The following is an 11,650-nucleotide window of genomic DNA, read 5'->3' as shown; positions in this document are numbered from 1 at the left end:
CGGTTTCCACCGCGCCGATCAGCGGGTACTCGGTCCAGCTCGGGGTGCGCACCAGCGAGGCCGAGGCGCAGGCCGCGTTCAAGCAGATGCAGGGCAAGTTCAGCCAGCTCTCCGGCAAACCGGCCCTGATCCGTCAGGCCGAGGTCAGCGGTAAGACGATCTACCGCGTCCGCGTCGGACCCTTGGCCAAGGCGGAAGCGACCACCCTCTGCACCGAATTGCAGGGCGCCGGCGGCCAGTGCTTCGTCGCCAAGAACTGAGCCACCGGAACTGGGCGTCAAAGCTGAGGTCCGGGAACCGGGCCTCGTGAACCGAGCGCCCGCGATCCGGGCCTGAGAACTCGAGACCGACGAAGCCGAAGCAACGACCCTGAAGGCGATCGTCGACGCCTCGCATCCCGGTGGCGCTCCGTGCGCGCCCCGCCCATCCGAGGGCCGCCGCGACCGGGACGAGCAGGGACGGACGTCCCTCGGATCGTCTGTCCATTCCAGCCGAGCAGCATACCCCATGACCACTCGCGCCCTGATCCTCGGCTGTGCCGGCCGGACCCTCTCGGACGAGGAGGCCGCGTTCTTCCGCGACGCGCAGCCCTGGGGCTTCATCCTGTTCAAGCGCAACATCGGCTCGCCGGACGAGGTGAGGGCGCTGACCGATGCGCTACGCGCCACAACGGGCCGGGCCGACACGCCGATCCTGATCGACCAGGAGGGCGGACGGGTGCAGCGCATGGGGCCGCCGCACTGGCCGTCCTATCCGGCGGGCGCTCGTTTCGGCCGGCTCAACGGGTCGGGCACCGCCATGGCGCGCCTCGGCGCACGGCTGATGGCGCACGATCTCGCCTCGGTGGGGATCAACGTCGATTGCGCGCCCGTCCTCGACGTACCGGTAGCCGGTGCCCACGACATCATCGGCGACCGCGCCTATGGCACCGATCCACACGCCGTCATCGCCCTCGGGCGCGCGGTGGCCGAGGGGCTGATGGAAGGCGGCGTCCTCCCCGTGATCAAGCATATTCCCGGGCACGGTCGCGCCGCCTGCGACAGCCACAAGGATCTGCCCGTGGTCGAGGCCGAGGGCGTGAGCCTCGCCGCCCACGACTTCGTTCCCTTCCGCGCCCTGGCGGACCTGCCGATGGCGATGAGCGCCCACGTGGTCTATGCCGCCCTCGACCCGCATCATCCCGCGACGCAGTCCAGTGTGGTGATCGGACAGGTGATCCGCGGCCTGATCGGGTTCGACGGCCTGCTCATGACCGACGACCTCTCGATGAAGGCGCTGGACGGCACCTATCGCGAAAAGGCCGAGAAAGCCTTTGCTGCCGGAATCGATGTCGCGCTTCATTGCAACGGCGATCGGCAAGAAATGCGCGCCGTCCTGGAGGGCACGCCGATCCTGTCCGGCGAAGCCCTGCGCCGCGCCGAGGCCGCCCTGGCCCGCCTCGCACCGCATGCGGATTTCGATGTCGCCGAGGCGCGCTCGCGTTTCGAAGCGGGCCTTTCCGCCCAGGCCTGAGATCGACGCTCCCGGCGCGACCAGCGCGCCCATGACGCACTGCACAATTGCCTCAGATGCCGCGAATGCCGTGGCGAGAGACCCCGTGGTTCTTGTGTTCGCTTCCCGCGATCCCTAGTTTCCCGACAATCCGTCGTGAGAGGGCGTCGCTGGGCAGGCGACCGCATGGGCGCAGGAGTTTGCCATGGGCAGCATGAGTATCTGGCACTGGATCATCGTCGCGGGCATCGTGATGCTGCTGTTCGGGCGCGGCAAGATCTCCGATCTGATGGGTGACGTCGCCAAGGGCATCAAGGCCTTCAAGAAGGGCATGGCCGAGGATGAGACGCCTGCTGGGCAGGCACCGGCCGTACCGCCGCCGAGCAACGGCGAGCCTGTGCGCACCTTGCCTCAACAGGGCGAACCTGCCACCGCAAGCCACGTCTCGGCCGACCGCAAGGTCGTCTGAGCTCTTTCAGGCGACATCGGCGATCCCGCACGGGATCGCCTAGAGTTCGTGTGAGCGAAATCGCCCGGACGGAGATCGGCCTTGCGTGAACCATGCTAGGTCGTCGGTCGTGACGAGGCATAGGCCATCGGCCGCGGGACGAGCGACACCATGTTCGACATGAGTTGGGGCGAGGTGATGCTGATCGGCGGCGTCGCCCTCATCGTCATCGGGCCCAAGGACCTGCCCAAGGCCCTGCGCACCGTTGGCCAGGTCACGGGCAAGATGCGTCGCATGGCCGGTGAGTTCCACGCGCAGTTCAACGAGGCGATCCGCGAGGCCGAGTTCGACGAAGTCCGCCGTGAGGTCGACGGCATCAAGCGCTCCGCGAGCACGATGGGGCCGAGCTTCAATCCGGTCCAGACCATCCGCGACGAGATCCGTGGCGCCGTGGACGGTCGCCCGCAATCGAGCACGCAGCCCCTGGCCAACGTGGCCGCCAAGCTCGCCGAGAACGACCCGCCCGCGCCCTCCGAGCCGTCGATCCAGGCTCCCGCATCGGCCGAGCCGGCAAACGTCGAGCCACCGCCCCCGCCGGACTACGCGCTGCCCGATCTCCCGCCCCGGACTGCCGTGGCCCAGACCGACCCCTCCACCAAGCCTACCGAGCCCGGCGCCACCTCATGATCGATCCGGTCGACGAATCCGAGGTCGAGGCGTCGCGCGCGCCGCTCCTCGACCACCTGATCGAGTTGCGCTCGCGGCTGATCAAGTCACTGGCGGCGTTCGTCGTGATGTTCTTCGCGTGCTTCTTCGTCTCGCGACACATCTACAACATCCTGCTCCACCCCTACGTCTCCATCGTCGGCCCGGAGAAGGCGCAGCTCATCGCGACGCACTTCCTCGAACAGGTGTTCACCAACATCAAGCTCAGCGTGTTCGGCGCGGGCTTCCTTGCCTTCCCGGTCATCGCCACACAGATCTATGCCTTCGTAGCCCCGGGCCTCTACCGCAACGAGCGCCAAGCCTTCCTGCCCTACCTCGTCGCCACGCCGATCTTTTTCGTGCTCGGTTCGCTGGTGGTGTTCTTCCTGGCGATGCCGCTGCTGATTCAGTTCTCGGTGAGCCTGCAGCAGGTCGGTCAGCCGGGAGAGGCGACGATCTCGCTGCTGCCGAAGGTGGACGAGTATCTCTCGCTCATCATGACCCTGATCTTCGCCTTCGGGCTGGCGTTCCAGCTGCCGGTGATCCTCACCCTGCTCGGCCAGATCGGCGTCATCGACACCGTCTTCCTGCGCGAAAAGCGCCGTTACGCCATCGTCCTCGTCTTCGTGGCGGCCGCGATCCTGACACCGCCCGACGTGATCTCGCAGCTGTCCCTGGCCCTGCCGATGCTCCTCCTCTACGAGGCCTCGATCTTCTCGGTGGCCCGCGTCGAGCGCCGCCGCAAGGCTAAGCGGGTCGCGGAAGGGCTGGAGCCGTAGTCGCCACATAAGTCCCACCCACCACCTCATCCTGAGGTGCCGCGTGAGCGGCCTCGAAGGAGGCCTCCAGTCCGCATCGCTGGTTCTGGAATCCTCCTTCGAGGGCTTCGCTGCGCTGCGCCGCCTCAGGATGAGGGGGTATAGGGGATACTCCGTCGTCTCATGCCCGGCCTTGTCGGGGTCGCCTCGATGCTGCAAAGCGTCGGCGACTCACAGCGAACCGAGCCGCCCATGCACGACATCCGCGCCATCCGCGAGAATCCGCAAGCGTTCGACGACGCCCTGCGCCGTCGCGGCCTCGGCGCGCTCTCGGCCGAGCTGATCGCCCTCGACGACGCGCGCAAATCCGCCACCTCGGCGGCGCAGGCCAATCAGGAGCGGCGCAACGCGCTCGCCAAGGAGATCGGCGGCGCGAAGAAGGCGAAGGACGAGGCGCGTGCCGCCGAACTCATGGCCGAGGTGGCGCGGCTGAAGGAGGAGGGGCCCGCCCTGGAGGCGGCCCAGACGGAGGCCGGCAAAGTCCTCGACGACCGCCTCGCGGCGATCCCCAACCGCCCGAACCCGGAGGTGCCGGAAGGCGCCGACGAACACGGCAATGTCGAGCACCGCGCCTTTTCCGGCAACCGGACCAAGCTCGCCACCGGCCGCCAGCATTTCGAGCTCGGCGAGGCCTTCGGCCTGATGGATTTCGAGGCGGCCTCGCGCATGTCCGGCGCCCGCTTTGTGGTGCTCAAGGGCCAGCTCGCGCGGCTGGAGCGAGCGCTCGGCCAGTTCATGCTCGATCTTCACACCGGCGAGCACGGCTACACGGAGGTGGCGCCGCCGATCCTGGTGCGTGACGAAGCGATGTTCGGCACGGCGCAGCTGCCGAAGTTCCGCGACGACCAGTTCCGGGCCGGAGAGGAGCACTGGCTCATCCCCACGGCCGAAGTCCCGCTGACAAATCTCGTACGCGAGAGCATCCTTTCCGAGGACGAGCTGCCCTTACGCTTCACCGCGCTGACCCCGTGCTTCCGCGCCGAGGCCGGTTCGGCCGGGCGGGACACGCGCGGCATGCTGCGCCAGCACCAGTTCAACAAGGTCGAGCTCGTCTCGATCACCACGCCGGATCAGTCCGCCTCCGAGCACGAGCGCATGCTCGGCTCGGCAGAAGCCGTGCTGAAGAAGCTCGACCTGACCTACCGGGTCATGACGCTCTGCACCGGCGACATGGGCTTTGCCAGTCAAAAGACCTACGACATCGAGGTCTGGATGCCGGGGCAGGAGACGTTTCGCGAGATCTCGTCCTGCTCGGTCTGCGGCGACTTCCAGGCGCGGCGGATGAACGCGCGCTACCGCCCGAAGGAGGGCAAGGGCGCACAATTCGTGCATACCCTCAACGGATCGGGCGTCGCGGTCGGCCGCGCCCTCATCGCCGTGATGGAAAATTACCAGAACCCGGACGGCAGCGTCACCATCCCGTCGGTTCTCAAGCCCTACATGGGCGGCATCGAGAAAATCGAAGGGCTGAAGAGCTGATGCGCATCCTGGTCACCAACGACGACGGCATCCATGCGCCGGGCCTCGAAACCCTGGAGGGCATCGCCCGGACCCTATCCGACGACGTCTGGGTCGTGGCGCCCGAGAGCGACCAGTCCGGCGTCTCGCACTCGCTCTCACTCAACGACCCCCTGCGCCTGCGCCAGGTCTCCGAGAAGCGCTTCGCCGTGAAGGGCACGCCCTCCGATTGCGTGATCATGGGGGTGCGCCACATCCTCAAGGACCACGGGCCGGACCTCGTCCTGTCCGGGGTCAATCGCGGCCAGAACGTCGCCGAGGACGTGACCTATTCCGGCACCATCGCGGCGGCGATGGAGGGCACCATCCTCAACGTGCGCTCCATCGCCCTGAGCCAGGCCTACGGTGCGGGCGGGCGTGGGGCGATCAAGTGGGCCTGCGCCGCCCATCACGGCCCGGGCGTGGTGAAGAAGATTTTGGAGATCGGGATCGAGCCCGGCATCGTCGTCAACGTCAACTTCCCCGATTGCGAGCCCGAGGAGGTCGCCGGCACCGCCGTGGCCGCGCAGGGCATGCGCAACCAGGCGCTGCTGGCCATCGATGCGCGCCATGACGGGCGCGGCAACCCGTATTTCTGGCTCGCCTTCGCCAAGGCGCGGTTCGAGCCCGGCCACGGCACCGACCTGAAGGCCATCGCCGAGAATCGCATCTCGGTGACGCCGCTGCGCCTCGATCTCACCGACGAGCCCACCTTGACGCGCTTCGCCCAGGCCTTCGCCGAGTGAGACGCTCCGGCCTTCGCGCAAAGCTGGCGCGACCGCGTATCAGCGCCCAACCGCGCGTCGTCGACCCTGCGCCGGATCGCGGACGTTCCGGGAATCGGAACGTCCGTACCCAGCCGTGAGACGACACCCATGACGATGGAAGGCTCGGTCGAGGATGCCGCCTTCGTCATGGCCCTGCGCGGCCTCGGCGTGCGCGACACCGATACCCTGCGGGCGATGGAGCGGGTGCCCCGGGCCCGTTTCGCGCCCCGCGAGCACCGGGATCTCGCCCGGCGGGACGTGGCCCTGCCGCTACCCTGCGGACAGACCATGTCGGCGCCCACCGTGGTCGCCACCATGCTGACCGCCCTGAAGGTGAAGCCCGGCGCCCGCATCCTCGAGATCGGCACCGGCTCGGGCTACGTCACCGCCCTGCTGATCCGCCTCGGCGCCGCCTCCATCCTGAGCATCGAGCGCTACGCCACCCTGGCGGAGGATGCCGTCTCGGCCCTCGACCCGGAGGACCGGGTGATCGCCCACGTGGAGGTCGGCGACGGCCTCGATCCGGACGTCGCGGGGGAGGGTACGTTCGACCGCATCCTGATCAACGGTGCCCTGCCGGCCATGCCCGCCCATCTCGACTCCCTCCTGGCGCCCGGCGGCAGGCTGGTGGGCGCTCTCGCAGAGGCGGGCAGGGCACGCCTCGTCCTCGTCGATCGGGGCGGGGAGGGGGCCGTCGTTAAAAATCTCGGCGGTCAATTAAGGCTGGCGCCCCTGACGCCCGGCAGGGCCTTCGTTCTCTAGGCGGCGGGCGCAGGCCCGGCCCCGGGGACCCAAATCCCTGATCCGCCACGATCTTATCGCCGGGCATAACTGTGACCGACTTGGATGGAGCCGGGACGTGCCTGCCAGGAAAGTTCCTTCTGCGCCGAAAACGTGGTGAACGGGAACGGTTGTTTAACCTGAATCCCGTTTGAATGACGTCATCAAGTTGCGTCAGGCAAACAGGTGCGTCGATGCGGGTTCGCGGGACTGGTCTAGGGTTGAGGACGCTGTCGCGTTTCGCGCTCATCGGTGTGATCGGCGGCAGTGCCGCCGGATGCTCAACCGATGCGTCGCGATTGGGCGACCCCTTCGGGAACCCCTTCGCCTCCAATGTTTCGAGTGAGCCAAGCGCCACGGGCAGCCTGCCCGAGGACGGCGAGATGGCTCCGGCTCCGGCGGTGCGGACCCCCAGGATCCAGTCGCAGGCCATCGGTGCGCCGATGTCGCCGCGTCCGCTGGCCGCGACGCCTCCCATGGCCACGGGCCGCGTCGCCTCCACCGCGCCGTCCTCCGGGATGGTCTCCGGCATGAATCCCTCGGGAATGAATCCTGCGGGCATGAATCCGGATGCCGGCCGCGGCATGGTCGCGACCCCGCGCACCGTTCCTGCGGCGCCCCCGGCCCGCCTCCCGCTCAATGCCGGAGCCAAGGCGGCGGAAGCGAGAGCCGCCGAGGCAAAGGCCGCCGAAGCCAAGGCTCGCGCCGAGGCTGCCCGTGCCGAGGCCGCGCGGCAGGACAACGTCCGTCAGGAAGCCGCCCGCAAGGAATCGGAAGCCCGGACGCTGGCTGCGGCCAAGAGTGCCGCCGACGCCAGGAAGATCGCCGAGGCGAACAAGGCCTCGGAGGCCAAGCGGGCCGTGGAATCGAAGAAGCTCGCGGAGGCCAAGCTCGCGGCCGATGCCAAGCATGCGGCCGAAGCCAAGAAACTCGCGGACGCCAAGAAGGTCGCTGACGTAAAGAAGGCCGCCGAGGCGAAAAAGCCCGTCGAGGTCGCCAAAGCCGAGTCTCCGAAGGTCGATCCCACCAAGGCGAAGGCCGAAGCCGCCCGCAAGGCCGCAGACGCCGAGGCGAAGCTCGCCAAGGCCGAAGCCGCCAAGGATGCGGCCAAGAAGGTCGCCGAGGCCAAGCTGGCCGAAGCGGCGGCAGCAAAGGCCAAGGCTGCGCCCGTCAAGGTCGCCTCCCTGACGCCGGTGCCCGAGAAGGCCGAGCCCGCCAGCACCGGCTCCGTCGCGGCTCCCGCCGCCGAGCCCGACCAGTCGTTCCGCTGGCCTGCCAAGGGCCGGGTGATCTCGGGCTACGGCACCAGCGGCAACGAGGGCATCAACATCGCGGTGCCCGAGGGTACGGCCGTGAAGGCCGCCGAGGACGGCACGGTCGCCTATGCCGGCTCGGACGTGAAGGGCTACGGCAAGCTCGTGCTGGTTCGCCACACCAACGGCTACGTCTCGGCCTACGCTCATAACGGCGAACTCGACGTCCGTCCTGGCGAGAAGGTTAAGCGCGGCCAGACCATCGCCAAGTCCGGCGCCTCGGGCAACGTGACCTCGCCCCAGCTCCACTTCGAGATCCGCAAGGGCGCGACCCCGGTCGACCCGATGCCGCATCTGGCCAGCAACTGATCGTTTCTCGATCGTCCACACGACCCGCGGCGGCTCCCAGGAGCCGCCGTTTTCGTTTATGGGGATCCACCTGATCCCTACCCATCCACCTCATCCTCAGGTGCCCGCATCCGCGGGCCTCGAAGGAGCGCTCAGCACCCACTGCGCGAACCGGAAGGCTCCTTCGAGGCCTCCGCTACGCTGCGGCGCCTCAGGATGAGGCCGTGGGTGGGGAAAAAAGGGGCGATCCGCCGTTTCGGCTGGGAGTAAGCGAGCCCTCAATCCAGCCGCTGCCCCAGCCGCCCGGCCAGGTCCTGGATGAATTGGAACGCCGTGCGCCCGGAGCGCGAGCCGCGGGTGGTGGCCCATTCCAGGGCCTCGGCCCGCACGAGGTCGGGATCGGCCTTCAGCCCGTGACGCTCGACATAAGCGCGGATCATGGCGAGGTACTCGTCCTGGCTGCATTTGTGGAAGCCGAGCCAGAGGCCGAACCGGTCGGAGAGGGAGACCTTCTCCTCCACCGCTTCGCCGGGATTGATCGCGGTGGAGCGCTCGTTCTCCACCATCTCGCGGGCGAGGAGATGCCGCCGGTTGGAGGTGGCGTAGAACAGCACGTTGTCGGGTCGGCCCTCGATGCCGCCGTCGAGGGCGGTCTTGAGCGACTTGTACGAGGTGTCGTCGCCGTCGAAGGACAGGTCGTCGCAGAACACGATCCAGCGGTGCGCGTCGCCGCGCAGGGTCGCCATCAGGTCCGGCAGGGCCTCGATGTCCTCGCGGTGGATCTCCACCAGCTTCATCGGCCGCTCGCCCTCCGCCCGCTCCGCGTTGATCCGGGCATGGGCCGCCTTCACCAGGGACGACTTGCCCATGCCGCGCGCGCCCCAGAGCAGGGCATTGTTGGCGGGAAGTCCACGGGCGAAGCGCGTGGTGTTGTCGACGAGGATGTCGCGGGCCCGGTCGATGCCGGTTAGCAGATCGATCTCCACCCGGTTGACCTTCGGCACCGGGATCAGGCGGCGGTCCGATCCCCAGAGGAAGGCATCGGCCGAATTCAGGTCCAGGGCGGGTTTCGCGGCCGGGGCGGAACGCTCCAGGGCGGCGGCGATCCGCTCGAGGACGGGCAGGATCGCGTCGAGCATCGCCCGGTCGGCAGGTGGGGTCGCGGTCATGGCGTCTCGATGCTCCTTGGATGCGCTGTCGAGCGCGTCCATACGGACAATGCGATGGAAAATCACCGGTGCGGCATCGGGCGCGGACCATCCGATCCGCGCATCCTGCGGACGCGCCGTTGCTTTAGCCAAGTGCATGGCTATAGTCCGCGCGCTTTTCGACCTGTCCTGACGCGCCCTCACCCGCCTGCGCGCGACTCCCCAGGACCGGCTCAGCCCAAGGAGTCACCCGCTTGATTACCCCCGCCTTCGCGCAAGGGGCCACCGCGGCCGCTGGCGGAGCGGACATCGCCTTGCAGGTGGTGCCGTTCGTCCTCATCTTCGTCATCATGTACTTCCTGATCCTCCGCCCGCAGCAGCGCCGCGTGAAGGAGCATCAGGCCCTCGTGAAGAACGTGCGCCGGGACGATACCATCGTCACCACCGGCGGATTGGTCGGCCGCGTCACCAAGGTGGCCGACGAGGCCTCCGAGATCGAGGTCGAGATCGCCCCGAACGTCCGGGTGAAGATCGTCCGCACCATGATTTCGGAAGTCCGCGTCAAGGGCGGCCCGGTCAAGGCGGTCTGAGATCCCAGGGCCGTCCCGCGTGGCGGCCTTGTGCACCGCTTGAAGATGCCGGTGCAAACATCGGCATCGTAAGAAGAAACGGAACGGGCGGATGCTGCGCTTTTCGAGAACCAAGATCGTCGCGACGCTGGCCGTCATCCTCATCGGCCTCAGCCTCGCCGTGCCGAGCTTCTTCTCGGCCGAGCAGCGCAAGGGCTTCATGGCCTCCCTGCCGGGCTGGTTCCCGAGCTGGATCGTGCCACAGCGCGCCATCGTGCTGGGGCTCGATCTCCAGGGTGGCTCGCAGATCCTCCTCGAAATCGACCGGAACGATCTGATCCGCTCGCAGACCACGGGTCTGCGCGACGACGTGCGCCGCACCCTGCGCGAGGCCGGCATCACCCCCGAAGGCGGAATCCAGCTGATTCCGCGGGGCGTCCAGATCCGCATCTCCGATCCGGCCAACCGCGCCAAGGCCATGCCGAAGCTGCGCGAACTGTCCCAGCCGATTTCCAACGCCATGGTGGCCCAGGCCGGGGGGCAGACCCTCGACGTCACCGACCGGCCCGACGGCACGATTCAGCTCCTGCTCACCGATGCAGGCCTCACCGACCGCACCCGCCGGGCCGTGACCCAGGCCATCGAAGTCATTCGCCGCCGCATCGATTTCGGCGGCACCAAGGAGCCCTCGATCCAGCAGCAGGGCGCCGACCGCGTCCTCGTCCAGGTCCCCGGCTTGCAGGACCCGCAGCAGCTCGAGGATCAGCTCGGCAAGACCGCCAAGCTCGAATTCCGCATGCTGGCCGATTCGCCCTCCGGCGACGTGGACATGCTCACCAACAAGGACGAAGGCGGCGGCAAGGTGCCGGTGGAGCGCCGGGTCATGGCCGATGGCGGCGATCTCACCGATGCGCAGCCGGCTTTCGACCAGCAGAGCCACGAGCCCATGGTGAGCTTCAAGTTCAACCTGAAGGGCGCCCAGCGCTTCGGTCAGGCGACCTCGGAGAATGTCGGCCGCCGCATGGCCATCGTGCTGGACAACGAGGTGGTCTCGGCCCCGCGCATCAACACGCCGATCACCGGCGGCTCCGGCCAGATCACCGGCAACTTCACCGTCAAGCAGGCCAACGACCTCTCGATCCTGCTGCGCGCTGGCGCCCTGCCGGCCAAGCTCACCGTGGTGGAGCGCCGCGTCGTCGGCCCCGGCCTCGGCAACGATTCGATCGAGGCCGGCAAGAAGGCGACCCTGGTCGCCGGCGCCCTCGTCATCATCTTCATGTTCGCCACCTACGGCGTGTTCGGCTTCTTCGCCAACATCGCGCTCCTCGTCCATGTGGGCCTCATCCTCGGCCTGATGTCGGTGCTGGAAGCGACCATGACCCTGCCGGGCATCGCCGGCATCGTGCTCACCATCGGCACGGCGGTGGATTCCAACGTGCTAATCTACGAGCGCGTCCGCGAGGAGGTGAGGGCGGGGCGCTCGATCGTCTCGGCCCTGCAGGCGGGCTTCGACAAGGCCTTCGCCACCATCATTGATTCGAACTCGACCATGGCCATCGCCGCCCTGATCCTGTTCTTCCTCGGCTCCGGCCCGGTGAAGGGCTTTGCGGTGGTGTTCATCCTCGGCATCCTCACCACCGTCATCACGGCGGTGACGCTCACCCGCATGATGATCGCCCTGTGGTACAACTACGCCCGACCCAAGGCTCTGCCCTTCTGAAACAAGGCTTTGCCGTTCTGATCCGAGCCCCGTTTCCCTGAGTTCAAGACAAGGACGCTTCGCTTCTTATACGATCGGTTGGTCCACCACCCCGTCATCCCGGGGC

At 67.9% G+C, this 11,650-nt stretch carries 12 protein-coding genes; 11 read left to right on the top strand and 1 reads right to left on the bottom strand.

Features of this window, described 5'->3' with window-relative positions:
- The 9 genes from FPV16_RS22655 to FPV16_RS22615 form a co-directional block, all read left to right on the top strand.
- Positions 1 to 260: SPOR domain-containing protein (locus FPV16_RS22655; protein WP_227440775.1), on the top strand; the 260-nt coding region annotated here is incomplete at its 5' end.
- A gap of 247 nt (positions 261 to 507) precedes the next feature.
- Positions 508 to 1,512: a beta-N-acetylhexosaminidase gene (gene nagZ / locus FPV16_RS22650; protein ID WP_227440774.1), complete on the top strand. Its 1,005-nt coding sequence runs from the start codon at positions 508 to 510 to the stop codon at positions 1,510 to 1,512.
- Between the two features lie 184 nt (positions 1,513 to 1,696).
- Positions 1,697 to 1,960 carry a twin-arginine translocase TatA/TatE family subunit gene (locus FPV16_RS22645; protein ID WP_227440773.1) on the top strand — a complete coding sequence of 88 codons (264 nt, stop codon included), beginning with the start codon at positions 1,697 to 1,699 and terminating at the stop codon, positions 1,958 to 1,960.
- Positions 1,961 to 2,110: 150 nt separating this feature from the next.
- Positions 2,111 to 2,626 carry a Sec-independent protein translocase protein TatB gene (gene tatB, locus FPV16_RS22640; protein WP_227440771.1) on the top strand — a complete coding sequence of 172 codons (516 nt, stop codon included), beginning with the start codon at positions 2,111 to 2,113 and terminating at the stop codon, positions 2,624 to 2,626.
- Positions 2,623 to 3,423 (top strand): twin-arginine translocase subunit TatC, encoded by an 801-nt coding sequence (gene tatC / locus FPV16_RS22635; protein WP_227440769.1) that lies wholly within the window; start codon positions 2,623 to 2,625, stop codon positions 3,421 to 3,423. The genes tatB and tatC overlap by 4 nt, the downstream gene beginning before the upstream one ends.
- A gap of 231 nt (positions 3,424 to 3,654) precedes the next feature.
- Positions 3,655 to 4,941: a serine--tRNA ligase gene (serS, locus tag FPV16_RS22630; protein ID WP_227440767.1), complete on the top strand. Its 1,287-nt coding sequence runs from the start codon at positions 3,655 to 3,657 to the stop codon at positions 4,939 to 4,941.
- On the top strand, positions 4,941 to 5,705 hold the full coding sequence (gene surE / locus FPV16_RS22625; RefSeq protein WP_227440765.1) for a 5'/3'-nucleotidase SurE: 765 nt from the start codon (positions 4,941 to 4,943) through the stop codon (positions 5,703 to 5,705). Before serS ends, surE begins: the two co-directional genes overlap by 1 nt.
- 129 nt (positions 5,706 to 5,834) lie before the next feature.
- Entirely contained in the window at positions 5,835 to 6,488 is a 654-nt protein-coding gene (locus FPV16_RS22620; RefSeq protein ID WP_227440763.1) for a protein-L-isoaspartate O-methyltransferase family protein, read from the top strand.
- Between the two features lie 212 nt (positions 6,489 to 6,700).
- Positions 6,701 to 8,128: a M23 family metallopeptidase gene (locus FPV16_RS22615; protein WP_227440762.1), complete on the top strand. Its 1,428-nt coding sequence runs from the start codon at positions 6,701 to 6,703 to the stop codon at positions 8,126 to 8,128.
- A 257-nt stretch (positions 8,129 to 8,385) separates the two neighbouring features.
- Here the strand turns inward: FPV16_RS22615 and FPV16_RS22610 are convergent, their stop codons facing one another.
- Complete coding sequence (locus FPV16_RS22610; protein ID WP_227440760.1) at positions 8,386 to 9,276, bottom strand: ATP-binding protein; 891 nt, start codon at positions 9,274 to 9,276, stop codon at positions 8,386 to 8,388.
- Positions 9,277 to 9,509: 233 nt separating this feature from the next.
- Between FPV16_RS22610 and yajC the strand changes: the two genes are divergently transcribed.
- Together yajC and secD are read left to right on the top strand one after the other, a co-directional pair.
- Positions 9,510 to 9,845, top strand: a complete 336-nt coding sequence (yajC, locus tag FPV16_RS22605) for a preprotein translocase subunit YajC (protein WP_227440759.1) — start codon at positions 9,510 to 9,512, stop codon at positions 9,843 to 9,845.
- A gap of 91 nt (positions 9,846 to 9,936) precedes the next feature.
- Positions 9,937 to 11,544 (top strand): protein translocase subunit SecD, encoded by a 1,608-nt coding sequence (gene secD, locus FPV16_RS22600; RefSeq protein ID WP_227440755.1) that lies wholly within the window; start codon positions 9,937 to 9,939, stop codon positions 11,542 to 11,544.
- The last annotated feature ends 106 nt before the right edge of the window (positions 11,545 to 11,650 follow it).

This window comes from Methylobacterium sp. W2, from assembly GCF_020662345.1.
In the GTDB taxonomy this organism is placed as follows: domain Bacteria; phylum Pseudomonadota; class Alphaproteobacteria; order Rhizobiales; family Beijerinckiaceae; genus Methylobacterium.
Note: the sequence above shows the minus strand (reverse complement) of the source record. Positions and strands in the feature narration are given on the sequence as shown.

Excerpts from the sequence above, each read along its gene's own strand:
- nagZ (WP_227440774.1), top strand. The coding sequence starts at position 508 with ATGACCACTCGCGCCCTGATCCTCGGCTGTGCCGGCCGGACCCTCTCG.
- FPV16_RS22645 (WP_227440773.1), top strand. The coding sequence starts at position 1,697 with ATGGGCAGCATGAGTATCTGGCACTGGATCATCGTCGCGGGCATCGTG.
- tatB (WP_227440771.1), top strand. The coding sequence starts at position 2,111 with ATGTTCGACATGAGTTGGGGCGAGGTGATGCTGATCGGCGGCGTCGCC.
- tatC (WP_227440769.1), top strand. The coding sequence starts at position 2,623 with ATGATCGATCCGGTCGACGAATCCGAGGTCGAGGCGTCGCGCGCGCCG.
- serS (WP_227440767.1), top strand. The coding sequence starts at position 3,655 with ATGCACGACATCCGCGCCATCCGCGAGAATCCGCAAGCGTTCGACGAC.
- surE (WP_227440765.1), top strand. The coding sequence starts at position 4,941 with ATGCGCATCCTGGTCACCAACGACGACGGCATCCATGCGCCGGGCCTC.
- FPV16_RS22620 (WP_227440763.1), top strand. The coding sequence starts at position 5,835 with ATGACGATGGAAGGCTCGGTCGAGGATGCCGCCTTCGTCATGGCCCTG.
- FPV16_RS22615 (WP_227440762.1), top strand. The coding sequence starts at position 6,701 with ATGCGGGTTCGCGGGACTGGTCTAGGGTTGAGGACGCTGTCGCGTTTC.
- FPV16_RS22610 (WP_227440760.1), bottom strand. The coding sequence starts at position 9,276 with ATGACCGCGACCCCACCTGCCGACCGGGCGATGCTCGACGCGATCCTG.
- secD (WP_227440755.1), top strand. The coding sequence starts at position 9,937 with ATGCTGCGCTTTTCGAGAACCAAGATCGTCGCGACGCTGGCCGTCATC.